Genomic DNA, 21,143 nt, shown 5'->3' on the forward strand with positions numbered 1-21,143 from the left:
ATCCCCTGTATGCGATTTACTTCACGATCGCGATACGGTCCGCCTTCGGCGGTGCCATCGGGTTCGTGGCCGACGAGTTGGCCGTCAGGTACTGCTCCAGCGCGCTCAGGTCGTCGGCGCCGACGACGTCGTTCGTGCCCTGGCCGAGGGTCGGGAAGCCGTCGCCGCCGCCCGCGAGGAAGCTGTTCGTCGCGACGCGGTAGGTGGCCGCCGGGTCGATGGCCGCGCCGTTCAGCTTGATCGAGTCGGTGACCACGCGGTCGGCGCCGGATTTGGTGAGGTCCAGCGTGTAGGTGAGGCCGGACGACACCTGGAGGACCTTCGGCGCCGCCGCGTTCGGGCCGGTCACCTGCTCCTTGAGCACCTGGATCAGCTGGGCGCCCGTGAAGTCCTGGAGGTTCACGGTGTTGGCGAACGGCTGGACCGTGAAGCCCTCGGCGTACGTCACCACGCCGTCGCCCTCGGTCCCCTTGGCCGCGTAGGTGAGGCCCGGACCCCGGATTCCGCCCGGGTTCATCAGCGCGAGGTCCGTCTCCGGGTCGAGCCCCTTGCCGTACGCGAGTTGCGCGTCGGCGATGAGGTCGCCCATCGGGGACTCGGTGCCGGTGCTGGATATGTCGGCGGCGATGTATCCGATCGGGCGGTTGCCGATGGGCGCCGCGAGGTCGTTCCACTTGACGATCAGATCGGTCATGTCGCTCGCCGGGCGGACGGTCCGGGTGACCACGTGGTTCGCGGACGCCACGGCCGTACGGGCGATGTCACCCGTCCAACGGTCGTACGTCAGCGTGGTGTCCGTGTACAGCCGGCCGAAGGACGCGGCCGAGGTGACCGTACGCGGGTTGCCCGCCGGGTCGTTGATGGTGCACGCGTACGCGGCGTGGGTGTGGCCGGTGACCAGCGCGTCCACCTGCGGGGTGATGTTCTTGGCGATGTCGACGATCGGGCCGGATATGCCGTCGCCGGCGCCCGGGGCGTCACAGTCGTAGTTGTACGACGTCGACGCCGGGAAGCCGCCCTCGTGGATGAGCGCGACGATCGACTTCACGCCCTGCCGCTGGAGCACCTTGGCGTACTTGTTGATCGTCTCGACCTCGTCCTTGAAGGAGAGGCCCTTGACGCCCTCGGCGGAGACGACGCCCGGGGTGTCCTCCAGGGTCACGCCGATGAAGCCGACCTTGACGTCCTTCTTCTTCCACACCCAGTAGGGCTTGAGGATCGGCTTCTTCGTCTTCTCGTCGAGGACGTTGGCGGCCAGGTAGGGGAAGTCGGCGCCCTGGAACTTCTCGTCCGTGTAGCAGCCGTCCTTGGGGTGGCAGCCGCCGTTCTGGAGGCGGGCCAGCTCCTCGGCGCCCTCGTCGAACTCGTGGTTGCCGACGGAGGTGACGTCGAGGTCGAGCTTGTTCAGCGCCTCGATGGTCGGCTCGTCGTGGAAGAGGCCGGAGATCAGCGGGGAGGCGCCGACCATGTCGCCGCCGGCCGCCGTGATGGAGTACTTCTCGCCCTCGCGGGCCTGACGCAGATGGGTGGCGAGGTACTCGACACCGCCCGCGTCGATGGGCTCCGTCGTGCCGTCGGTGACCCGGCCGGAGGAGCCGGTGGGCGGCTCCAGGTTGCCGTGCAGGTCGTTGAAGGACAGCAGCTGGACGTCCTGGTAGCGGCCCGGCCAGTGGCCGCCCCCGCTGTGGTTCTCGCCGGCCGACGCCGACCCGGACACCGTCGCCGCGGCCAGCGCGCCGACGGTGGCGACACCGGCGGCGAGAGCGACGAGACGGTTCGTGCGACGTCTGCGGCGCTCCTGGTGCGCCGGTGCCGGTGAAGTGGCTGGCATACGCCCCCCTGTGGTTCTGCTGGGACAGTGATGTCGTCCGGCGCAGCCTAGAGTCAACGCGCGTAGCGCGACAGAGCTTTCGGATCACATCCTGGTTGCTTCTTGCCGCCGATTTACCGGCAGTCCCCCGTACCCTCGTACGCATGACCAGCGACGACACCGCACGGCCCGGACGCACCCGCTCGATCGACACATATGCCGCGCTTTCCCCGGAGCAGACCGAGGCTGTCCTCGCCCTGCTCGCCGACGCCGTCGGCACCGACGGACAGCAGGCGGTCTCCGAACAGGGCCGGTTGCAGCTGCGCGGCGGCGAACGAGAGGGCGTTGCCCATCTGCTGCTCACCGTCGACGGCGAACTCGTCGGGTACGCCCAACTGGAGGACACCGACCCGGTGGAGCCGCCGGCCGCCGAACTGGTCGTGCACCCCGGGCACCGGGGCCACGGGCACGGGCGGGCGCTGGGCTCCGCGCTGCTGGCCGCGTCCGGCAAGCGGCTGCGGGTGTGGGCGCACGGCGGCCACTCCGCCGCCCGGCACCTCGCGCAGGTCCTCGGTCTGACCCTGTTCCGGGAACTGCGCCAGATGCGCCGCCCCTTGACCGGCTTCGACGCGCCCGAGCCGGCCCTCCCCCAGGGTGTCACCGTCCGCACCTTCGTCCCCGGCCAGGACGACGCGGCCTGGCTCGCCGTCAACGCCGCCGCCTTCGCCCACCATCCCGAGCAGGGCTCACTCACGCAGCGGGACCTCGACGACCGCAAGGCCGAACCGTGGTTCGACCCCGCGGGTTTCTTCCTCGCCTTCCGGGGCGACGAGCTCATCGGCTTCCACTGGACCAAGGTGCACGCCGAGGAGGGCCTGGGCGAGGTGTACGTCCTCGGCGTCGCCCCCGGCGCTCAGGGCGGCGGCCTCGGCAAGTCCCTCACCACGATCGGCCTGCGGCACCTGGCGAGCCAGGGGGCGCCGACCGCGATGCTGTACGTCGACGCCGACAACAAGGCGGCGGTGTCGGTGTACGAGCGGCTGGGGTTCGTGACGCACGAGGCGGATCTGATGTACCGGACGGAGACGTGACGGCGCTGGTTCCAGTCGGCGTCGGCGTCAGCCCACGGTGATTCCGGCATCGGCCGCGGTGCGCGCGACGGACTCCCTGACCGCTTCCAGCGCCGCGGCTCGTTCCCGGTCGGTCATGCGGGCCGGGCCGTAGGTGATCACGGGATCGAGGACCTGGAAGCCGACGAACTCCAGCATTCCCCGGTGGATGTGGAACAGGAAGTCGTCCATCGGGCCGAAGGCGCCACCGGGCCGGAACGACTCGCTGGGCCCGCCGGTCGTGAACAGCAGCATGGCGCGCTTCCCGGCGAGCGCCGCGTCGCCGAAGAGCCCGTGGTCGCCGCCGAAGACCCCGCCCATCACGAAGACCCGGTCCACCCATCCCTTGAGGACGGCCGGCAGCGAGAACCACCACATCGGGAACGACAGCACGAGCAGATCAGCGGCGAGCAGCCGGTCGAGATGGGCCTTGACCGCCGCGTCGAGCGTCCCTTCCTCGACTGCCCGCAGCTGCTCGGCCTGCGGCTTGAACGGGCCCTCCACCGGTGCGAACTCCTCGCGGGCGAGCACCGGCGCCCAGCCGTCGGCGTAGAGGTCCAGGACGTCGACCCGGTACCCGGCCTCGCCCAGGGACTGAGCCGCGGCGGCCATCTGGGCGGTGCTGAACGAGTGGGGCTCGGGGTGAGCGTGAACGATCAGAGCTGTGCGCGCAGCGGCGAAGGTCGACATGGAGAGATCATATCGACGTATCGCGATTCGTCAATTTGAAGATGGTGCTGACATCAGAGGGTGGTGCCGATCGCCCGTGCCAGCCGTGCCAGCCGCTCTTCGTCGCGCCGGTAGTGGGTCCACTTGCCCACCCGGGTGGGACGCACGAGTCCCGCCCGTTCGAGCGTGCTCATGTAGCTGGAGACCGTCGACTGAGCGAGTCCCGCCTTCGCCTGGATGTGCGTGACGCACACGCCGACCGTCCGACGGTCCGCGATCGGCTCGTACTCACCGAAGTGCGCGTCGGGATCCTTCAGCCACTGCATGATCTGCAGGCGGGCAGGGTTTCCGAGGGCCTTGAACACCTCGATCAGTTCACCCGAATCCAGCCCCGCCGTCGCGGCCATGCGTCACCTTTCCCGCCCTACAGTCCGACACACCACGATATCTCGATACCGAATCCGTCCTATTCGGCGGCGAAGGCCGGACTGTCCGGCGGAGGCACCGCCGCCCCCGGCAGCCGTACCGTCGCCACCGTGCCGCCGCCCTCGGCGTGGGACAGCGACACCTCGCCGCCCGCCTGCTGCACCGTGCGTGCCACGATCGACAGGCCGAGGCCCGAGCCGGGCAGCGCTCGCGCGCTCGGTGAGCGCCAGAAGCGGTCGAAGACGTGGGGGAGTTCGTCGTCGGGGATGCCCGGGCCGTGGTCGCGGACCGTCAGGACACCCTCGGACAGACGCACGTCGATCGTGCCGCCCTCCGGGCTGAACTTCACGGCGTTGTCGAGGATGTTGACCACCGCCCGTTCCAGGGCGGAGGGTTCCGCTCGGACGAACCAGGGCTGGACGTCCGCCGTGATCGTCAATTCCGGGCCGCGCAGCCGTGCCCGCCGCAGCGCCGAGTCGACGAGGTCCTGCCAGGCGACGATCTGTGTCCGGGCCGAGTGCTGGCCGGTGTCCGGGCGGGACAGTTCCTGGAGGTCGCCGATGAGTGCGGCCAGCTCCGTCATCTGTGCCTTCACCGACGCGAGGAGCGCCTTGCGGTCGGCCTCGGGGATGGGACGGCCCGTCTCCTCGCTGCGGGTGAGGAGTTCGATGTTGGTGCGCAGCGATGTGAGCGGTGTGCGGAGTTCGTGGCCGGCGTCCGCGATGAGCTGCTGCTGGAGCACCCGGGAGCTGGCCAGGGCCGAGGTCATCGAGTTGAACGAGCGGGAGAGACGGGCCACCTCGTCCTCGTCGGCATCGTCCACGGGGATGCGGACGTCCAGATCCTCCGTGCGGGCCACGTGCTCGACGGCTTCCGTGAGTTTGTCGACCGGGCGCAGACCCGCCCGGGCCACCGCGAGGCCGGCCGCTCCGGCGCCGACCACCCCTACGCCCGACACCAGCAGCAGGATCAGCGCCAGTTCGTTGAGCGTGGACTCCGTGCCCTTGAGAGGGACCGCGATGACCAGCGCGTAGTCGGCGGCCACGCCCTGCTGGAACGGCCCGTCCTTCACGATGACCGCCGTGGTCAGCACCCGCACCGAGTTGCCGTCGCTGTCGGTGCCGTTGCGCAGCTGGGCCGTCGTGGGGTCGGGGTCCTTGGCCACGGCCTTGTCACCGCTCGTGACCTTCACCTGGGGCATGAGGTTGCTGAACAGGCAGACCCTGCCGTCGGACCTGACGACCTGCGCGTAGGTCTGCGGGCGCGGGGCCCCGCCGAGCGTGTTCGAGGGCTTCTGGGGACACGTCTTCGTCAGCGCGTCGAAATCGTCCGCCTGAAGGGTCCGGAACGACGACTTCAGATCGCCGTCCACCTGGTCGTACAACTTCCCCTGCACGATGAACCAGCACGTCACCGAAACCGCCGCCACCGCGAATGCCACCGCCGCCGCCACCAGCAGCGCCAGCCGGGACCGGATCGGCAGGGAGCGGAACCGGCGTACGACCTTGTTCACTCCGCGCCGCCCTGCCGCAACACGTAGCCCACACCGCGCACCGTGTGCACGAGGCGCGGTTCGCCGCCCGCCTCGGTCTTGCGGCGCAGGTACATGACGTAGACGTCGAGGGAGTTCGACGACGGCTCGAAGTCGAAGCCCCAGACCGCCTTGAGGATCTGCTCCCGGGTGAGGACCTGGCGCGGGTGCGCCATGAACATCTCCAGCAGCGTGAACTCCGTGCGGGTCAGCTCCACCTGGCGGCCGCCCCGGGTGACCTCGCGCGTCGCGAGGTCCATGCGCAGGTCGGCGAAGGCGAGGACGTCCTCGTCGTCCGGAGAGCCCGCGCCGACGGCCGCCGCGTAGGAGCTGCGGCGCAGCAGGGCGCGGATGCGGGCGAAGAGTTCGTCGAGTTCGAAGGGCTTGACCAGGTAGTCGTCGGCGCCCGCGTCGAGGCCCGTGACCCGGTCGCCGACCGTGTCGCGGGCCGTGAGCATGAGGATCGGGGTCGTGTCGCCCGTGGCGCGGATGCGGCGCGCTGCCGTCAGGCCGTCCATGCGGGGCATCTGGATGTCGAGGACGACCAGGTCGGGGCGGTACGCCGCGGCCTTCTCCAGCGCGTCCGCGCCGTCCACGGCGACCTCGGTCCCGTACCCCTCAAAGGCGAGGCTGCGCTGGAGTGCTTCGCGTACCGCCGGCTCGTCGTCGACGATCAGGATGCGCTGGGGGTCACGGTCGCCGTCTGCGGGGCTCATGGGGCGGGGTCCTCGGGTGTGGTGTGGTGTGGCGGGACGGGGTGTCGCTGACGCTCTCAGCCTCGCACGTCGGTGGGGCGGGCCGGGAGAAGGATCAGCCCCGTACCTTGCGGCGCCGGGCGGCTGCGGCCCGGCGGGCGGCGGCCTTGCGCGCGGGCCGGGCCTTGGCCGTCGCCACCTCGGGCGCCCGCGTCGCCGACGCCGATGCCGTCGCCGGCGCGTGCAGTTCGTACGCCACCGCCAGCGCCAGCGCGAACGCCGCCGGGCCGGCCCCCGGCACCGTGTGCGGAACCTGCTGGATCATCGCCGTACTCCTCACTGGAAGGAACTCACTCGAGGGAACTCAGTCGGTGGAGCCGGCCCGCAGCTTGGCGAGGTCGGCCTTGACGGTGTTGATCGGGATGGCGAAGCCCAGGCCGACGCTGCCGGCGTCGGAGGACGAGGAGGCGGCGCCCGCCGGCGAGTACATCGCGGAGTTGATCCCGATGATGTTGCCGTTCATGTCGATCAGCGCGCCGCCGGAGTTGCCCGGGTTGAGGGACGCGTCGGTCTGGAGCGCCTTGTACGTCGTGGTGTCCGAGCCGGTGTCGCCGTTGAACTGCCGCCCGCCGAACTCGAACGGCCACCCGTCGCCCTGCTGGGGCTGCTGCTGGCCCTGGTCCTCGTCCGTCGGGACCGTGACGTCACGGTCGAGAGCCGAGATGATGCCGCTGGTGACGGTGCCGGAGAGGCCCTCGGGGGAGCCGATCGCCACGACCTGGTCGCCGACCTGGATTCCGGAGGAGTCGCCGAGCGTCGCCGCCTTCAGGCCGGAGGCGTTCTCCAGCTTGATCAGCGCCAGGTCCTTCTTGCTGTCGGTGCCGACGACCTTGGCGGAGTACGACTTGCCGTCGCTGGTCGTCACCTTGATCTGCGAGGCACCGGAGACCACGTGGTTGTTGGTGATGATCTCGCCGCCGCTCGTGATGATCACGCCGGAGCCGGTGGAGGAACCGGCGTTGGAGTCGGCGCTGATCTCGACGATGCTCTGGCTGACCGCCTTGGCGACCCCGGCGACCGTGCCCTTCTGGCTGGACGGCACCACGTTGGTGCTGGTGGAGCTGGAGGAGACGGTGTCGTTGCCCGTCAGCTCCTGTATGCCGTAGGCGGTGCCGCCGCCGATCGCCGCGGCGACGATCGCCACGGCGGCGAGCAGGGCGACGGTGCCACGGTTGCGCTTCTTCGGAGCGGGTGCCGGGGCGTACGCCGGCGGAGGCGGCCACTCGGGGTTCACCGGGGCCTGCTGCTGACCCTCGTAAGGGTTCTCGTACTCGCCACTGCGGTGGAAGCTCTCGGTCATGTCTCAGAGCTTGGAACCCGAGCATGAGAGCTTCCTGAGTCCTCCCTGAGAAGCCCGACAGAACCTCGTATGCCCGATATAAAGGCGCCCCGGGAAGGGGTGTCAGGGCTTGTCCGACGGGCCCTGGGCGCAGCCGCAGGAGTGCCGCACCACCAGTCGTGACGGAAACACCTTCAGCCGCTCCCGCCGGGCCCCCGCCACGCGCACTCCGTCGTCGAGGACGAGGTCCACCGCCGCACGCGCCATCGCCGAACGGTCGGAGGCGACCGTCGTCAGGGGCGGGTCGGTCAGCGCCGCTTCCTTGATGTCGTCGAAGCCGGCCACCGCCAGCTCGCCGGGCACGTCGATCCGCAGTTCGCGCGCGGCCCGCAGCAGGCCGATCGCCTGGTCGTCGGTGGAGCAGAAGATCGCGGGCGGGCGCTCGGGACCGGAGAGGATCTTCAGGGCGGCCTGGTAGGCGTCGTAGCGGTTGTAGAGGGCCTCGAAGAGGCGGCCCTCCGTGGAGATGCCGGCCTCGTCCATCGCGCGCCGCCAGCCCTCGACGTGGTCGGAGACCGGGTCGCCGACGGCCGGGGTCTCGGCTATGCCGCCCATACAGGCGACGTACTCGTGACCGTGCTCCAGCAGGTGCTGTACGGCGAGCTGGGCGCCGCCCAGGTCGTCCGTGACGACGGCGACGTCGTCGATGGCCTCGGGCCGCTCGTGCAGCAGCACGACCCGGGCGTCCCAGGCCTCGATCTCGGCGGCGGCGAGGTCGTTGAGCGCGTGGCTGACGAGGATCAGGCCCGAGACCCGCATCCCCAGGAAGGCGCGCAGGTAGTGGACCTCGCGCTCGCCCACGTAGTCCGTGTTGCCGACGAGCACCATCTTTCCGCGCTCGGAGGCGGCCTGCTCGACCGCGTGCGCCATCTCCCCGAAGAAGGGCTGGCGCGCGTCCGGGATGATCAGGCCTATGAGGTCCGTACGCCGGGACGCCATCGCCTGGGCGACCCGGTCGGGCCGGTACCCCAGTTCCTTGATCGCGGCGAGGACACGCTCGCGCGTGGCCGGGGCGACCGGCCGGGGTCCGTTGTTGATGACATAGCTGACCACGGCAGTGGAAGTCCCTGCCAGCCGCGCCACATCATCCCGAGTCACCTTGGCCACGCGCGGAGTCTACGCGGATATACCCGCTCTGGGCAGGGCGTAAAGGGGGTTCCGTACGATATCCCGACCGCCGTCCGGTGCCGGCCCGCGCACTCCTTCCGGAAAGCGATGCCCAGATGGGCACCGCTATACGCCGCTTTACGCCTTGGTACGCGCCTCGGCGGCGTCCAGAGCGGCCGACTCATCCTCGTTGTCCGGTTTTTCCTTGGCCGCCTTGGCCTTCGCCTCCTCGGCGGCGCGCTCCACCTTCTCCGGCGTAACGAATCGATAACCGACGTTCCGGACGGTGCCGATCAGCGACTCGTGCTCGGGTCCGAGCTTGGCGCGCAGTCGCCGTACGTGCACGTCGACCGTGCGGGTGCCGCCGAAGTAGTCGTAGCCCCAGACCTCCTGGAGCAGCTGGGCGCGCGTGAAGACGCGGCCGGGGTGCTGCGCGAGGTACTTCAGGAGCTCGAACTCCTTGAACGTGAGGTCGAGGACGCGGCCCTTGAGCTTGGCGGAGTACGTCGCCTCGTCGACCGACAGGTCGCCGTTGCGGATCTCCATCGGGGAGTCGTCGCTGACGATCTGCTGCCGGCCCATGGCCAGCCGCAGCCGGGCCTCGACCTCGGCGGGGCCGGCGGTGTCGAGCAGGACGTCGTCGATGCCCCAGTCGGCGGTGACGGCGGCGAGACCGCCCTCCGTGACGACGAGGACGAGCGGGCAGCCGGGTCCGGTCGAGCGAAGCAGCTGGCACAGGCTGCGGACCTGTGGCAGGTCGCGGCGGCCGTCGACGAGGATGACGTCGGCGCCGGGGGTGTCGACGAGGGCGGGGCCCTCCGCGGGGGCCACTCGCACGTTGTGCAGGAGCAGGCCGAGGGCGGGGAGCACCTCCGTCGACGGCTGGAGGGCGTTGGTCAGGAGCAGCAGAGAACTCATACGTCTGGTTCCTCCTCGGTCCCTGCGAGGACGTTTGTTGGCACAGCACTGGGCTCTGCGATCCCGAAGGCCCCGTACACCTGCGGTTTCCCGCGTCGTATACAACGCTTCCGAAAGCACAAAAGGACCCGGGGGCTACGCTGCCCGAGTCCTCTGCCCAGCAGAATAGCCCACATGAGCTCTGGTCCGGCAGGTCATGTGGCGCGTTCCACCGTTCGTCCGCATTCCGAGACGACTCGGGGAACGCCTGTGCGGACGCAAATGCGGACGTTTCTGCGCACGTCCGACGGTGTGACGATCGACGCCGTATACGACCCGGGTGCCGCTGTATACGACATCTCCCGGACGCCTGCCGATCACCCCGTGTTCGTCGTCGCCCACGGCTTCACCGGTGCCGTGGACCGGCCGCACGTGCGGCGGGTGGCGCAGGCCTTCGCCCGGTACGGGGCCGTCGTCACGTTCTCCTTCCGGGGGCACGGGGCGTCCGGCGGGCGGTCGACGGTCGGGGACCGGGAGGTGCTCGACCTGGGGGCGGCGGTCCGGTGGGCCCGGGAGCTCGGGCACGCGCGCGTGGGGACGGTGGGGTTCTCCATGGGGGGCTCGGTGGTGCTGCGGCATGCGGCGCTGTATCCACGGCAGACCGACGCGGTGGTGTCGGTGAGCGCGCCGGCCCGGTGGTACTACCGGGGAACCGCCCCCATGCGCTGGCTGCACTGGCTGGTGACGCGGCCGGAGGGCCGGGTGGTGAGCCGCTACGGCTTCCGTACGCGCATCCACCACCGGGACTGGGACCCGGTCCCGCTCTCGCCGGTGGAGGCGGTACCGAGGATCGCTCCGACCCCGCTGCTGATCGTGCACGGCGACGCCGACGGCTACTTCCCCGTCGACCATCCCCGCATGCTGGCCGCGGCCGCCGCTGACCAGGGCGAACTGTGGCTCGAGCCGGGCATGGGACATGCCGAGAACGCGGCGAGCGACGAACTGCTGGGCCGGATCGGGGAGTGGGTCGTGGGCCGGGCGGGCTAGCCTGACGGGGTTCACCGACAAGCAAACGAGGAAGCAGATGCCAAAGGTCACGGTGCGCTACTGGGCCGCCGCCAAGGCCGCGGCCGGGGTGGCCGAGGAGCCGTACGAGGCGGCCACGCTCGCCGAGGCGCTCGACGGGGTGCGTGAGCGACACCCCGGCGAACTGGAGCGCGTGCTGCGGCGATGCTCGTTCCTCGTGGACGGTGACCCCGTGGGCACCCGCGGACATGAGACGGTACGGCTGGCCGACGGCGGCACGGTCGAGGTGCTCCCGCCGTTCGCAGGAGGGTGAGCGATGACCAACCAGCCGTACGACGGCTACGACCCTTACGGACAGCAGCCCCAGCAGCCCCAGACGCCCCAGGGGTGGCCTGGGCAGGGGCACCAGGGGTACGACGATCCGTACGCCGCTCAGCAGTACACGCAGCAGTGGCAGGGGCAGACCTGGGAGACGCAGACGCAGTCGCCGGTGTCCGCGCAGGCGACGGCGGCGGAGGAGACGGCGTATCTGCCACCGCAGGGGTACCAGGCTCCTTCTGAGGCGGTTCCCGCTTCTGCTCCCGCTCCCACTCCCGCTGCCGGGTACGGCCCGGCCACCGTCGCCGGGAACGCGCGGGTCACGGACGCGCAGCGGGCGCGGGCGGAGGGGCGCTCGCCGATCATCGAGCCCGGGCTGCAGCCGGCCGCGCTGACGGCGCTTCTCGGGCTGTTGCTGGCGGGAGCGGCGGCGGTCGGCACGTACGCGCTGCTGGTGCCGCTCGTCGTCCTCCAGGCCGTCACCGCGGCGGGCTGGTTCCGTCTGAACGGGATGTGGCCGGCGCGGCAGGGCATCGCGCTGGGCTTCGCGGGCGCGCTGGCCGCGGACGCGGCGCTGCTGGCGTCGGACCGCTCGCCGTCGGCGATCCTGGGCACGCTCGGGGTGTGGGTGCTTCTGGCGCTGGTGCTCCAGCTGCGGTCGCACGCCGACCCGGACGAGCGGATGTACGGCCTGATGGCGACGGTCGCGGCGTCGGCCCTGGCGATCGTGGCGGGCGGCTACCTCGCGGCCGACGCGGACGCGGTGACCGTGGGCGCGATCGCGGTGGCGGTCGCGGTCCTGGCCCGCGCTCTGCCGCTGCCGACGCCGGCTTCGGTGGTGGTGGCGCTGCTCGCGGCGGCGGGCGGCGGTCTCGCGGCCGGCTCGATGACGGGCCTGGGCACGTCGGGCGCCCTCCTGGGCGCGGGCGCGGCAGTCTGCGCCCTGATCGGCCACCGAGTCGCCGGCTACGACTACCCGTCCCGCTTCGTCCACTTCACGGCGGGAGTGGCCCTGCCCCTGTCCACCGCGGCCCCGGCGGTCTACGTACTGGGCCGGGCCCTGGTCTAGCGCCTGCTCGCGGGTGTGCTCGGCTGTCCTGGCCGCGGGCAGTCGTGCCGCTGGGGTGGGCCCACCCGGCACCGGCACCCGCGCCGAGCGCCTGACCTGTCACAGATGATCGACAAACCCAGGGCCCTCACCGTCCACGGAGTTACCCTCACGCAAGGACGGCCGCTCGGTCGTCGAACACCAGACCGACGTCCAACCGCCTAGGTGGGGGTAACACCGCATGCGCGCACTGCGAATACTGCTGATCGTCGTCGTGATCCTGGGCGGGCTCTTCGTGATCGCCGACCGCGTCGCCGTGAACTTCGCCGAGGGCGAGGCCGCCGACCGCCTGAAGGCCACCGAGAACCTTTCCGCCACCCCGGACGTGTCCATCAAGGGCTTCCCGTTCCTCACCCAGGTCGTCGGTGGCTCCCTCGACGACATCGAGGTCGGCATCACGAACTACGAGGCCGCCGCGGGCAACGGCGCCGAGAAGATCCGTATCGACGACCTCCGGGCCGACATGCGGGGAGTCGAGTTCTCCGGCGACTACAGCTCCGCCACCGCCACCAGCGCCACCGGCACCGCGACCATCGCCTACGACGAGCTGCTGAAGACGGCGAAGTCCGAGCCCACCCAGGTCGCCCCGGGCGTCACCGCCAAGGTCGTCGGCCTCTCCGACGGCGGCAACGGCAAGATCAAGGTTACCGTCGAGGCCACCGTCCTCGGCACCAAGCTGCCCGAACCGGTCTCCGTGCTCAGCTCGGTGACGGTGAACGACGGCACCGTGCGGGTGAAGGCCGACGGCCTGCCCAAGTTCGGCGGCGTCGAGATCGCCGAGTCCCGGGTCCGGGCCATCACCGACTTCCAGCAGAAGATCGACGGCCTGCCCGGCGGCATCCAGCTGGACAAGGTCCAGGCCGCGCCGGGCGGCGTCGAGATCACGGTGAAGGGTTCCGACGTCCGCCTGGCCGGGTAGGAAAGGCGCCAGGTGGACCTGGGGTGTCCGGTGGGCGAGACAGTGATGTCCGTAGCGCAGATGTGACGGCGGATACATTCGGACACAACCCTTGTCCTGTGCCTCCTCGCACCCTCTCGATCCCACATCGTGGATTCTTCCGTCTCAGTATGCGACACGCCGGTGACACGCGTGCCTGACCGTCCCTACGATCGACGGCATGAAGCGACAGGCGGATCTCACGAAGCGGCGGGCAGTAGACCTGTGCCGCGTCGCCGCCATGCTCTGTCGCACCTTCTGAGCGACCGCGTCGGCCCATGCGTCGGCGCGCGCATCCCCGCCGCCCTGCATCAAGGGCACTCGTGCGCCGCCCTCCTCATGGGCGCGCGCCCCGCAGATCTCGCACGCCCCGCCGCAACTGCCCCGGAGGAGAAAGAGCATGAGCCGCAGCGACGTCCTGGTCGACGCCGACTGGCTCCAGGAGCACCTGGACGACCCGACCATCGCCATCGTCGAGGTGGACGAGGACACGTCCGCCTACGAGAAGAACCACATCCGCAACGCGATCCGCATCGACTGGACCCAGGACCTCCAGGACCCGGTCCGTCGTGACTTCGTCGACCAGGAGGGCTTCGAGAAGCTCCTGTCGGAGAAGGGCATCGCGAACGACCACACGGTGATCCTGTACGGCGGCAACAACAACTGGTTCGCCTCCTACGCGTACTGGTACTTCAAGCTGTACGGCCACGACAACGTCAAGCTCCTCGACGGCGGCCGCAAGAAGTGGGAGCTCGACGCCCGCGAGCTGGTCGCCGGCGACGAGGTGCCGGAGCGTCCGAAGACCGACTACAAGGCCAAGGCGCAGGACACGTCGATCCGTGCCTTCCGCGACGACGTGGTGGCGGCCATCGGCTCGCAGAACCTCGTCGACGTGCGCTCGCCCGACGAGTTCTCCGGCAAGCTGCTCGCCCCGGCCCACCTGCCGCAGGAGCAGTCCCAGCGCCCCGGCCACGTGCCGAGCGCCCGCAACATCCCGTGGTCCAAGAACGCCAACGACGACGGCACCTTCAAGTCGGACGAGGAGCTCAAGGAGCTCTACGCCGCGGAGAGCGTCGACCTGGCCAAGGACACCATCGCCTACTGCCGTATCGGTGAGCGCTCCGCGCTGACCTGGTTCGTGCTGCACGAGCTGCTCGGCGTGGAGAACGTCAAGAACTACGACGGCTCCTGGACCGAGTACGGCTCCCTGGTGGGCGTGCCGATCGAGCTCGGCGCCAACAAGTAAGCAAACCGACCGACCTTTTCAAGACCTCTCTTCAGGAGTACGACATGTGTGGAGCGAAGGCCGGCGGCCCGGACGCCTCGACGATCAAGCCCGGTGAGACCACGATCCAGGGTCAGGTGACCAAGGACGGCGAGCCCGTGACCGGCTACGTCCGTCTGCTGGACTCGACCGGCGAGTTCACGGCCGAGGTGCCGACCTCGGCGACCGGACAGTTCCGCTTCTACGCGGCCGAGGGCACCTGGACCGTCCGTGCCCTCGTGCCCGGAGCCACCGCCGACCGCACGGTCGTCGCCCAGAAGGGCGGCCTGGCGGAGGTCGCGATCGCCGTCTGACGGCGGCAGTGCCACGAGGGGCCGTATCCCACGGGTTGGACGCCTGGGGTGCGGCCCTTCGGCATGCCCGGACCTACGCTGGGTGTATGTACGCACGACGGCGGCGCACGTACTTCGCGATGATGGGCGGCTGCATCGGGCTGTTCGTCCTGGCCTGGGGCGTCGTCCGCCTGTGGTCCGTCCCCGTCGCCGTCGGGATGTGTCTGGTCGCCATGGTCATCCCGCCCGTCGCGGCGATGGTCGCGAACCGGCGTGGCCCGGACGACCGCTGGTGGGACGACCCCTCCGGGGACCCCAAGTCCGACGAGTGGTGGGACGAACTGGACGGCAAGAAGCGCCGGCACTGAACCGACGAGGGGGGAGCGACCGTGCGCCTGACGGCGGCGACTCTGGACGCCCCGAACGCCCGTGAGCTGGCCGCCTTCTACCTGCGGCTGCTGCCCGGGTGGCGGGTGTGGCGCGGGGAGGACGGGCAGGACTGGGTGCACATCCGGCCGCCGGACGGCGGTACCGGACTGTCCTTCCAGACCGAGCCCGCCTACCGGCCGCCCGTCTGGCCGAGCGCGCCGGACCGGCAGCAGATGATGCTCCACCTCGACATCGAGGTCGACGACCTGGAACGCGAGACCGCGCGGGCCCTGGCCGAGGGCGCGCGGCTCGCCGCGTACCAGCCGCAGGACGGCGTCCGGGTGCTCCTGGACCCGGCGGGCCACCCCTTCTGCCTCTACACGGAGGCGGCGGAGCCGTCTCAGTAGACGAGCGCCTGGGTGCCGTCCGCCATGGACTCCTGGACGAAGACCTGCGCGCCGGCGATGCGGACGCCCTTGATGACGTCCTGCTCCGTGATCTCGCGGCGGGCCGCGCACTGCGTGCACAGGGTGACGCGGCCGGCCGCCAGGATCGAGTCGAGCAGGTCGGGGAGCGGGGCCGCGTGCGGGAGCTCGAACTCGGCGGCGCGGCCGGGGAGGGCGTACCAGGCGGACTCGCCGGTCAGCCACAGGGAGACGTCGACGCCACTGGCCGCCGCCACCGCCGCCACCGTGAACGCCTGGGAGCACCGCTCGGGGGCGTCGGCCCCCGCCGTCACCTTGATCACGAGCTTTTTCGCCATGGCCGAATCGTAATCAACGCTTCTACAACTCCGGGCATTGCCTGGAGGTCTCCAGTGCGCGCGCATACGGAATGCGCGCTTCACGTTCTGTGGGGGACGTCTTGGAAGTACCCGAAGAAGTGGCCGGCGAGGCCGAGCCCGGGCCGCGTCGCCGTCGGCGGGGGCGTACGGCCGCGCTGATCGGTGCCGCCGCCGTGCTCGGGCTGGTCGCCGGCACCTGCGCCGGTTACCTCGTACAGGTGGACCGCGCGCCCACGAAGCTGCCCTCGCTCTCGCAGCCGTCGATCGCGCAGGCCAGGGGCGACGGGCCCGAGCCGTTGTCGGCCGCGCGGGACAGGCGCGTGAAGACCGACGCGGACCTGCGGAAGCTGCTGCTGAAGAAGCCGCGCGGGGCGCGGGACGCCGAGTACCAGATGGGCGACGACGGCTGGCTGGACCTGGCGGGCTACGCGCAGTACTACAAGGAGCCGGGCAAGATGTTCGGCAAGATCGTCAGCGACGAGTTCCGGCGCGCGGCCGTCACCGGCTGGCGTGTCGACGGCACGTACCAGGTGGAGATCCGCCTGCTGCAGTACCGGCAGGAAGAGGTGCTAGCCGCCGCCGACAGGGCCGGCAACAGCCAGTACTGGGCCGAGGACGAGGACGGCACCGACAGCTGGGCCGTGCCAGGCACCGGGGACGGCCGGGCCTACGTCCACAACCGGCCCGACACCGAGCCCGGCTACGTGCCGGTGTACTCCGCCGAGGCACACGCCTGGCGCGGCGACATCGCCGTGGAGATCTGGGTGAAGGACACCAAGCCGATTCCCAAGGCGAAGATCATGGACCTGGCCGAGCGGCAGATGGAGCGGCTGTGAGCGACAACCACGTGGAGCCGGGAGCCGTGTCCGAGCCCGCCCCCCAGCCGCAGAAGCAGCCCGTACGCCGTGGTCGTGTCGCCGCCGTCACCGCGTCCGCGCTGCTGGCGGTCGCCGTCGTCGGCGGCGCGGGCTACACCGTCGTGGCCGTGAACGGCGCCGACCGGGACGCGGGCGCACCCGTCTGGACGTTTCCCAAGAACAAGACCAAGGCCGAGGCGGACAAGAAGGCCGCCCCCTCCGGGCTCGCCGGCATGCTCGTGCCGTACGGGACCTACGGAGCCAACGGGTGGGGGCGCGGCCCGGACCTCGGCGAGTACGGCTCGGACGCCGCGCTGAGCGGGGAGCAGGCCACGGCCCTGCGCAAGGAGTCCCTGAGCGGCCTGCCGCGCAGCCAGCGCAAGCGGCTGGAGAAGGCGGTCGACCAGCAGCGCATCACCGGCATCGCCATGCGCAGCTATCTCAGCACCACCAAGCTCTCCGACGCTTACACCGACGACGCCTTCACGGTGCGCGTAGAGCTCTCCCAGATGGACAACAGGGCCGCCGTCCGGGACGCCTCGCGTTTCCGGAGTGCGGTCCTCGACGCCCTGGACGTCTTCCGCAAGGGCCCGAAGATCAAGGGCCACAAGAACGCCCACTGCTTCCTGCCGCCGAAGGAGGCCGACGGGGACCTGGAGACGATGTACTGCTCCGCCTACGTCGGGAACGTCCTGGTCACCGCTGTCGCGGACGGCGCGAGGCCACTCGACACCAAGGGGGTCGCGATGCTGCTGCGCGAGCAGCTCGACCGTATCGCCGAGCCGGGGGAAGCGGTATGACCGAGCAGCAGCAGCAGCAGCAGCAGCAGCAGACAGCCGTGCCGGCCGTGCCCGGAATGCAGCCGGACGTGCCACCGGACCCGGTGCGCAAGGATCGCCGGGTGCAGCGGGCCGTCCTGCGCTGGACCGCCGCCGTGGCCGTCTGCGCGGCGGTCGGCGCGGCCACGGCGTTCGGCATCACACGGATGGAGCGAACCGACCTACCCGGGCTCGCGACGGAGCCGGACGGGCGCTGGGAGTACCCGGTGCTCACCAGACCGCCGCTGCCCTCCGGCAGCCCGGGCCCCTTCGCCGAGGCGAACACGGCCGGCGCGCACTACGCCGACCCGCGTGCCCTCCTCCTGCCTGCTCCGGAGGGCGCCAGGGACGACAAGGCGCTGCGGGGCGCGGACGGCTGGCTGGCGAAGAAGGACTTCCTTGCGGAGTACGCCGCGAAGGACGACCGCGAAGAACTCGGGCAGCAGCTCACCGACCACGGTCTGCGGCACATCGCCGCCCGCGGCTGGACCATGCCGGACGGCACCCGCACACGGATCTACCTGCTCCGGTTCGACACCGCGGCCGTCGTCGACGAACTGCTCGCGCCCTACTTCGCCCCCTACAGCGCGCCGAAGTTCCCCCTGCGCGGCGCCGAGACGTCCGCCAACGACAAGACGTTCCCCGACGACGCCGTGGTGGACGACGTCGAGCGCGTGGTCTACGAGGAGGCCAGGCCGTACGGCGGCGAACAGGTCCGCCACGCCTACCTCTCCGCCGGTGACACCCTCGCGCTGGTCGTCCAGTCCCGGAAGGGCGGTGCGCGGGCCGTGCCCTTCCAGCAGACGGTGACCCTGCAGAGCCAACTGCTCGGCTGACTCCGGTCCGGGCTTACCTCACACAGAGGCCCGGGCCCCGGCCGCGTAAGCTGGGGCCCGGCCCTGCGCACCCATTCGCACCCCGCTCAAGGAGCACCCGTGGAACTCTTCTTCGAAATCCTGCTGGTCCTGGTCGCCGTCGGCGTCCTCGCCTTCGCCGGGCTCACCGTGAAGAAGCTGTACCAGGGCCAGCGCTGACCCCCGAGACCCGACGTACCTCCACGACGAAAAGCTGCTGATGATCGAGATCCCGTCCGACCTCCACAAGGACCTCGTCCCGCTCGCCTTCCTGCTCGGCAACTGGGCCGGCGCCGGGGTGCACGACTTCCCCGGCTCCGAGAAGTGCAACTTCGGGCAGGAGGTCACCTTCACCCACGACGGCCGGGACTTCCTGGAGTACAGCTCCCACGCCTGGGTGCTGGACAAGGACGGCAACAAGGTCCGGCCGCTGGAGTCCGAGCACGGCTACTGGCGGATCGACGCCGACCGCAAGGTCGAGGTGACGATGACCCGTGACGACGGCGTCATCGAGATCTGGTACGGCGAGCTGGCCGACAAGAAGCCGCAGATCGACCTGGTGACGGACGCGGTGGCCCGCACCGCCGCCTCCCAGCCCTACACCGGCGGCAAGCGGCTGTACGGCTACGTCAAGAGCGACCTGATGTGGGTCGGCGAGAAGCAGACCCCCGAGGTCGAGCTGCGCCCCTACATGTCGGCCCACCTGAAGAAGGTCGTCACCCCGGAAGAGGTCGAGCGCTGGGCCAAGGCCCTGCCCGACGACATGCCGGACGACGGCATCGCCTTCTTCAAGTAGTTCTAGACTGGCCGGTGTGGTGAGCACCGACTGGAAGAGCGATCTGCGGCAGCGCGGCTACCGGCTGACCCCGCAGCGGCAACTCGTGCTCGAAGCCGTGGACACACTTGAGCACGCGACCCCCGACGACATCCTCGTGGAAGTGAGGAAGACGGCGTCGGGGGTCAACATTTCGACGGTGTACCGGACGCTGGAGCTGCTGGAGGAGCTCGGCCTGGTCAGCCACGCCCATCTGGGACACGGGGCGCCGACGTACCACCTCGCGGACCGGCACCACCACCTCCACCTGGTCTGCCGTGACTGCCAGAACGTCATCGAGGCGGACGTCTCCGTGGCCGCCGAGTTCACCGCGAAGCTGCGGCAGACGTTCGGATTCGACACCGACATGAAGCATTTCGCGATCTTCGGCCGGTGCGAGGACTGCACCCTCAAGGCTTCAACTACCGAGTCGTAGGCTTACGGATATGAAGAGCCCCCTGCTGACCCTGCCCGGCGCCGTCCCCGCCGAGGGCGTGGACGAAGGCGTCGCCGCCCACTACGGCGATCTGTTCCGCGAGCAGCGTGCCCTCGCCGACGGCACCGGTTTCGTGGATCTCTCGCACCGGGGCGTCGTCACCGTCACCGGCGAGGACCGCCTCGCCTGGCTGCACCTGCTGCTCACCCAGCACGTCAGCGACCTCCCGGCGGGCCAGGCCACCGAGGCGCTGATCCTGTCCGCGAACGGCCACATCGAGCACGCCCTCTATCTCGTCGACGACGGCGAGACGGTCTGGGCCCATGTGGAGCCCGGAACCCAGGACGCGCTGATCGCGTACCTGGAGTCGATGAAGTTCTTCTACAAGGTCGAGGTCGCCGACCGGACGGCCGACATCGCGGTGGTGCACCTGCCGGCCGGCTCCATCGCCGAGGTGCCGGAGGGCGTGGCCGTACGGGAGACGCCGTACGGCCGGGACCTGTTCCTGCCGCGCGCCGACCTGGAGGCGTACGCCGAGCAGGCCGGGCCGCCCGCCGGGATCCTGGCCTACGAGGCGCTGCGCGTGGAGCAGCACCGGCCCCGGCTCGGCTTCGAGACCGACCACCGCACCATCCCGCACGAGCTGGGCTGGATCGGCTCGGCGGTGCACCTCCAGAAGGGCTGCTACCGCGGCCAGGAGACGGTCGCCCGGGTGCAGAACCTGGGCAAGCCCCCGCGTCGGCTGGTCTTCCTGCACCTGGACGGCAGCGAGGTCCACCTGCCGGTGGCCGGCACCGAGGTCCGGCTCGCGGACGACGGTCCCGATGGCCGGAAGGTCGGCTTCATCACGACCTCCGTACGCCACCACGAGCTCGGCCCGGTCGCCCTCGCGCTGGTGAAGCGGAACGTGGCCGTGGACGCGCGCCTGGTGGCCGGGGACACCGCCGCGGCCCAGGAAGTCGTCGTCGAGCCGTAGGACTTGTAGACCTTTCGGGTCAGATTTCGATCTGCACGGTGAACGGGCCGTCGTTCGTCAGGGACACCCGCATCGCCGCGCCGAAGCGGCCCGTGGCCACCGTCGCGCCCAGCGAGCGCAGCTGGGCGACCACCTCGTCGACGAGCGGTTCGGCGACGTCTCCGGGGGCGGCGGCGTTCCAGGTGGGGCGGCGGCCCTTGCGGGCGTCGCCGTAAAGGGTGAACTGGCTGATCACCAGGAGCGGGGCGTCGATGTCGCTGCACGACTTCTCGTCGTGCAGCATGCGGATCGACCAGAGCTTGCGGGCCAGCTGGGCCGCCTTCTCCTTGGTGTCCTCGTGCGTGACGCCGACGAGGACACACAGTCCCTCGCCTTCGATCGCCCCTACGGTCTCGCCGTCCACGACGACGCTCGCGCCGTCGACCCTCTGCACCACTGCTCGCATAGGTCCATCATGCAGGGCGGTGAACGCGCGGCCGCCGGTGGTTCGCGCATGGCCCTAAAGGGTGGTTTGCGCGAGGCTCCAACAGGCCGCGCACGGCCGTATTTTGCTGCTTAACAGCCCATCTGGGGTCTATCGGGGGCACTCGTTCCCATAGCGGCCACTTGGGGTGGCACGATGCTTTCACACACCGGTCGAGGGGAC

27 protein-coding genes are annotated in these 21,143 nt (G+C 70.5%); 16 read left to right on the top strand and 11 right to left on the bottom strand.

Annotation, left to right across the window (positions count from 1 at the left end; genetic code table 11):
- Window positions 1-16: 16 nt before the first annotated feature.
- Entirely contained in the window at window positions 17-1,831 is a 1,815-nt protein-coding gene (locus ACZ6TU_RS37400) for a bifunctional metallophosphatase/5'-nucleotidase (RefSeq protein WP_467681431.1), read from the bottom strand.
- Between the two features lie 143 nt (window positions 1,832-1,974).
- On the opposite strand from ACZ6TU_RS37400, the gene mshD reads away from it, so the two are divergent.
- Window positions 1,975-2,901 (top strand): mycothiol synthase, encoded by a 927-nt coding sequence (gene mshD, locus ACZ6TU_RS37405; protein ID WP_467681433.1) that lies wholly within the window; start codon window positions 1,975-1,977, stop codon window positions 2,899-2,901.
- A gap of 27 nt (window positions 2,902-2,928) precedes the next feature.
- On the opposite strand, the gene ACZ6TU_RS37410 is transcribed toward mshD, so the two are convergent.
- The 8 genes from ACZ6TU_RS37410 to ACZ6TU_RS37445 all read right to left on the bottom strand — a co-directional run bounded on the left by ACZ6TU_RS37410 (window position 2,929) and on the right by ACZ6TU_RS37445 (window position 9,664).
- Window positions 2,929-3,609 carry an NAD(P)H-dependent oxidoreductase gene (locus ACZ6TU_RS37410; protein ID WP_467681435.1) on the bottom strand — a complete coding sequence of 227 codons (681 nt, stop codon included), beginning with the start codon at window positions 3,607-3,609 and terminating at the stop codon, window positions 2,929-2,931.
- A gap of 53 nt (window positions 3,610-3,662) precedes the next feature.
- On the bottom strand, window positions 3,663-3,995 hold the full coding sequence (locus ACZ6TU_RS37415) for an ArsR/SmtB family transcription factor (RefSeq protein ID WP_469553258.1): 333 nt from the start codon (window positions 3,993-3,995) through the stop codon (window positions 3,663-3,665).
- 59 nt (window positions 3,996-4,054) lie between these two features.
- Window positions 4,055-5,527 carry a HAMP domain-containing sensor histidine kinase gene (locus tag ACZ6TU_RS37420; protein ID WP_467681439.1) on the bottom strand — a complete coding sequence of 491 codons (1,473 nt, stop codon included), beginning with the start codon at window positions 5,525-5,527 and terminating at the stop codon, window positions 4,055-4,057.
- On the bottom strand, window positions 5,524-6,261 hold the full coding sequence (locus tag ACZ6TU_RS37425; protein WP_467369999.1) for a response regulator transcription factor: 738 nt from the start codon (window positions 6,259-6,261) through the stop codon (window positions 5,524-5,526). Before ACZ6TU_RS37425 ends, ACZ6TU_RS37420 begins: the two co-directional genes overlap by 4 nt.
- A 94-nt stretch (window positions 6,262-6,355) precedes the next feature.
- Window positions 6,356-6,565, bottom strand: a complete 210-nt coding sequence (locus ACZ6TU_RS37430; RefSeq protein WP_467681442.1) for a hypothetical protein — start codon at window positions 6,563-6,565, stop codon at window positions 6,356-6,358.
- A gap of 39 nt (window positions 6,566-6,604) precedes the next feature.
- Complete coding sequence (locus tag ACZ6TU_RS37435; protein WP_467681444.1) at window positions 6,605-7,600, bottom strand: S1C family serine protease; 996 nt, start codon at window positions 7,598-7,600, stop codon at window positions 6,605-6,607.
- A gap of 102 nt (window positions 7,601-7,702) precedes the next feature.
- Complete coding sequence (locus ACZ6TU_RS37440; protein ID WP_469553260.1) at window positions 7,703-8,746, bottom strand: LacI family DNA-binding transcriptional regulator; 1,044 nt, start codon at window positions 8,744-8,746, stop codon at window positions 7,703-7,705.
- A 138-nt stretch (window positions 8,747-8,884) separates the two neighbouring features.
- Window positions 8,885-9,664, bottom strand: a complete 780-nt coding sequence (locus ACZ6TU_RS37445) for a winged helix-turn-helix transcriptional regulator (RefSeq protein ID WP_467681448.1) — start codon at window positions 9,662-9,664, stop codon at window positions 8,885-8,887.
- 174 nt (window positions 9,665-9,838) lie between these two features.
- On the opposite strand from ACZ6TU_RS37445, the gene ACZ6TU_RS37450 reads away from it, so the two are divergent.
- The 9 genes from ACZ6TU_RS37450 to ACZ6TU_RS37490 all read left to right on the top strand — a co-directional run bounded on the left by ACZ6TU_RS37450 (window position 9,839) and on the right by ACZ6TU_RS37490 (window position 15,365).
- Window positions 9,839-10,690 carry an alpha/beta hydrolase gene (locus ACZ6TU_RS37450; RefSeq protein WP_469553261.1) on the top strand — a complete coding sequence of 284 codons (852 nt, stop codon included), beginning with the start codon at window positions 9,839-9,841 and terminating at the stop codon, window positions 10,688-10,690.
- Window positions 10,691-10,727: 37 nt separating this feature from the next.
- Complete coding sequence (locus ACZ6TU_RS37455) at window positions 10,728-10,982, top strand: MoaD/ThiS family protein (protein ID WP_010036212.1); 255 nt, start codon at window positions 10,728-10,730, stop codon at window positions 10,980-10,982.
- Between the two features lie 3 nt (window positions 10,983-10,985).
- A complete protein-coding gene (locus ACZ6TU_RS37460; protein WP_467681452.1) occupies window positions 10,986-12,056 on the top strand; it encodes a hypothetical protein in 1,071 nt (356 codons plus the stop codon).
- A gap of 220 nt (window positions 12,057-12,276) precedes the next feature.
- The gene (locus ACZ6TU_RS37465; protein ID WP_467681454.1) at window positions 12,277-13,014 is read left to right on the top strand and encodes an LmeA family phospholipid-binding protein; all 738 of its coding nucleotides are present in this window, start codon (window positions 12,277-12,279) and stop codon (window positions 13,012-13,014) included.
- 199 nt (window positions 13,015-13,213) lie between these two features.
- Entirely contained in the window at window positions 13,214-13,294 is an 81-nt protein-coding gene (locus ACZ6TU_RS37470; RefSeq protein WP_350310325.1) for a putative leader peptide, read from the top strand.
- Window positions 13,295-13,432: 138 nt separating this feature from the next.
- The gene (locus ACZ6TU_RS37475) at window positions 13,433-14,278 is read left to right on the top strand and encodes a sulfurtransferase (RefSeq protein ID WP_184985335.1); all 846 of its coding nucleotides are present in this window, start codon (window positions 13,433-13,435) and stop codon (window positions 14,276-14,278) included.
- Window positions 14,279-14,322: 44 nt separating this feature from the next.
- The gene (locus tag ACZ6TU_RS37480) at window positions 14,323-14,610 is read left to right on the top strand and encodes a DUF1416 domain-containing protein (protein WP_010036201.1); all 288 of its coding nucleotides are present in this window, start codon (window positions 14,323-14,325) and stop codon (window positions 14,608-14,610) included.
- An 86-nt stretch (window positions 14,611-14,696) separates the two neighbouring features.
- Window positions 14,697-14,957 carry a DUF3099 domain-containing protein gene (locus ACZ6TU_RS37485; RefSeq protein ID WP_467681457.1) on the top strand — a complete coding sequence of 87 codons (261 nt, stop codon included), beginning with the start codon at window positions 14,697-14,699 and terminating at the stop codon, window positions 14,955-14,957.
- A 21-nt stretch (window positions 14,958-14,978) separates the two neighbouring features.
- On the top strand, window positions 14,979-15,365 hold the full coding sequence (locus tag ACZ6TU_RS37490) for a VOC family protein (RefSeq protein ID WP_467681459.1): 387 nt from the start codon (window positions 14,979-14,981) through the stop codon (window positions 15,363-15,365).
- Here the strand turns inward: ACZ6TU_RS37490 and ACZ6TU_RS37495 are convergent.
- Window positions 15,359-15,721, bottom strand: coding sequence for a DsrE family protein (locus ACZ6TU_RS37495; RefSeq protein ID WP_467681461.1), 363 nt, complete (start codon window positions 15,719-15,721; stop codon window positions 15,359-15,361). The genes ACZ6TU_RS37490 and ACZ6TU_RS37495 overlap by 7 nt on opposite strands.
- 101 nt (window positions 15,722-15,822) lie before the next feature.
- Here ACZ6TU_RS37495 and ACZ6TU_RS37500 point away from each other — a divergent pair, with 101 nt between their 5' ends.
- From ACZ6TU_RS37500 to ygfZ, 6 genes are all read left to right on the top strand, one after another.
- Window positions 15,823-16,578, top strand: coding sequence for a hypothetical protein (locus tag ACZ6TU_RS37500; protein ID WP_467681463.1), 756 nt, complete (start codon window positions 15,823-15,825; stop codon window positions 16,576-16,578).
- Entirely contained in the window at window positions 16,575-17,399 is an 825-nt protein-coding gene (locus ACZ6TU_RS37505; RefSeq protein WP_469553264.1) for a hypothetical protein, read from the top strand. Before ACZ6TU_RS37500 ends, ACZ6TU_RS37505 begins: the two co-directional genes overlap by 4 nt.
- On the top strand, window positions 17,396-18,253 hold the full coding sequence (locus ACZ6TU_RS37510; protein ID WP_469553265.1) for a hypothetical protein: 858 nt from the start codon (window positions 17,396-17,398) through the stop codon (window positions 18,251-18,253). The genes ACZ6TU_RS37505 and ACZ6TU_RS37510 overlap by 4 nt, the downstream gene beginning before the upstream one ends.
- A gap of 238 nt (window positions 18,254-18,491) precedes the next feature.
- A complete protein-coding gene (locus tag ACZ6TU_RS37515) occupies window positions 18,492-19,067 on the top strand; it encodes a heme-binding beta-barrel domain-containing protein (RefSeq protein WP_467681469.1) in 576 nt (191 codons plus the stop codon).
- A 16-nt stretch (window positions 19,068-19,083) separates the two neighbouring features.
- Window positions 19,084-19,521, top strand: coding sequence for a Fur family transcriptional regulator (locus ACZ6TU_RS37520; protein WP_010036186.1), 438 nt, complete (start codon window positions 19,084-19,086; stop codon window positions 19,519-19,521).
- A 10-nt stretch (window positions 19,522-19,531) separates the two neighbouring features.
- Window positions 19,532-20,497, top strand: coding sequence for a CAF17-like 4Fe-4S cluster assembly/insertion protein YgfZ (gene ygfZ, locus ACZ6TU_RS37525; protein WP_467681471.1), 966 nt, complete (start codon window positions 19,532-19,534; stop codon window positions 20,495-20,497).
- Between the two features lie 19 nt (window positions 20,498-20,516).
- On the opposite strand, the gene dtd is transcribed toward ygfZ, so the two are convergent.
- Window positions 20,517-20,942: a D-aminoacyl-tRNA deacylase gene (gene dtd / locus ACZ6TU_RS37530; RefSeq protein WP_030242984.1), complete on the bottom strand. Its 426-nt coding sequence runs from the start codon at window positions 20,940-20,942 to the stop codon at window positions 20,517-20,519.
- Window positions 20,943-21,143 lie beyond the last annotated feature (201 nt).

This window comes from Streptomyces sp. NPDC052064 (assembly GCF_055585925.1).

Coding starts and splice junctions, on each gene's coding strand:
- ACZ6TU_RS37400 (WP_467681431.1), bottom strand. CDS start 1,831: ATGCCAGCCACTTCACCGGCACCGGCGCACCAGGAGCGCCGCAGACGT.
- mshD (WP_467681433.1), top strand. CDS start 1,975: ATGACCAGCGACGACACCGCACGGCCCGGACGCACCCGCTCGATCGAC.
- ACZ6TU_RS37410 (WP_467681435.1), bottom strand. CDS start 3,609: ATGTCGACCTTCGCCGCTGCGCGCACAGCTCTGATCGTTCACGCTCAC.
- ACZ6TU_RS37415 (WP_469553258.1), bottom strand. CDS start 3,995: ATGGCCGCGACGGCGGGGCTGGATTCGGGTGAACTGATCGAGGTGTTC.
- ACZ6TU_RS37425 (WP_467369999.1), bottom strand. CDS start 6,261: ATGAGCCCCGCAGACGGCGACCGTGACCCCCAGCGCATCCTGATCGTC.
- ACZ6TU_RS37430 (WP_467681442.1), bottom strand. CDS start 6,565: ATGATCCAGCAGGTTCCGCACACGGTGCCGGGGGCCGGCCCGGCGGCG.
- ACZ6TU_RS37435 (WP_467681444.1), bottom strand. CDS start 7,600: ATGACCGAGAGCTTCCACCGCAGTGGCGAGTACGAGAACCCTTACGAG.
- ACZ6TU_RS37445 (WP_467681448.1), bottom strand. CDS start 9,664: ATGAGTTCTCTGCTGCTCCTGACCAACGCCCTCCAGCCGTCGACGGAG.
- ACZ6TU_RS37450 (WP_469553261.1), top strand. CDS start 9,839: ATGAGCTCTGGTCCGGCAGGTCATGTGGCGCGTTCCACCGTTCGTCCG.
- ACZ6TU_RS37455 (WP_010036212.1), top strand. CDS start 10,728: ATGCCAAAGGTCACGGTGCGCTACTGGGCCGCCGCCAAGGCCGCGGCC.
- ACZ6TU_RS37460 (WP_467681452.1), top strand. CDS start 10,986: ATGACCAACCAGCCGTACGACGGCTACGACCCTTACGGACAGCAGCCC.
- ACZ6TU_RS37465 (WP_467681454.1), top strand. CDS start 12,277: ATGCGCGCACTGCGAATACTGCTGATCGTCGTCGTGATCCTGGGCGGG.
- ACZ6TU_RS37470 (WP_350310325.1), top strand. CDS start 13,214: ATGAAGCGACAGGCGGATCTCACGAAGCGGCGGGCAGTAGACCTGTGC.
- ACZ6TU_RS37475 (WP_184985335.1), top strand. CDS start 13,433: ATGAGCCGCAGCGACGTCCTGGTCGACGCCGACTGGCTCCAGGAGCAC.
- ACZ6TU_RS37480 (WP_010036201.1), top strand. CDS start 14,323: ATGTGTGGAGCGAAGGCCGGCGGCCCGGACGCCTCGACGATCAAGCCC.
- ACZ6TU_RS37485 (WP_467681457.1), top strand. CDS start 14,697: ATGTACGCACGACGGCGGCGCACGTACTTCGCGATGATGGGCGGCTGC.
- ACZ6TU_RS37495 (WP_467681461.1), bottom strand. CDS start 15,721: ATGGCGAAAAAGCTCGTGATCAAGGTGACGGCGGGGGCCGACGCCCCC.
- ACZ6TU_RS37510 (WP_469553265.1), top strand. CDS start 17,396: ATGACCGAGCAGCAGCAGCAGCAGCAGCAGCAGCAGACAGCCGTGCCG.
- ACZ6TU_RS37515 (WP_467681469.1), top strand. CDS start 18,492: ATGATCGAGATCCCGTCCGACCTCCACAAGGACCTCGTCCCGCTCGCC.
- ygfZ (WP_467681471.1), top strand. CDS start 19,532: ATGAAGAGCCCCCTGCTGACCCTGCCCGGCGCCGTCCCCGCCGAGGGC.
- dtd (WP_030242984.1), bottom strand. CDS start 20,942: ATGCGAGCAGTGGTGCAGAGGGTCGACGGCGCGAGCGTCGTCGTGGAC.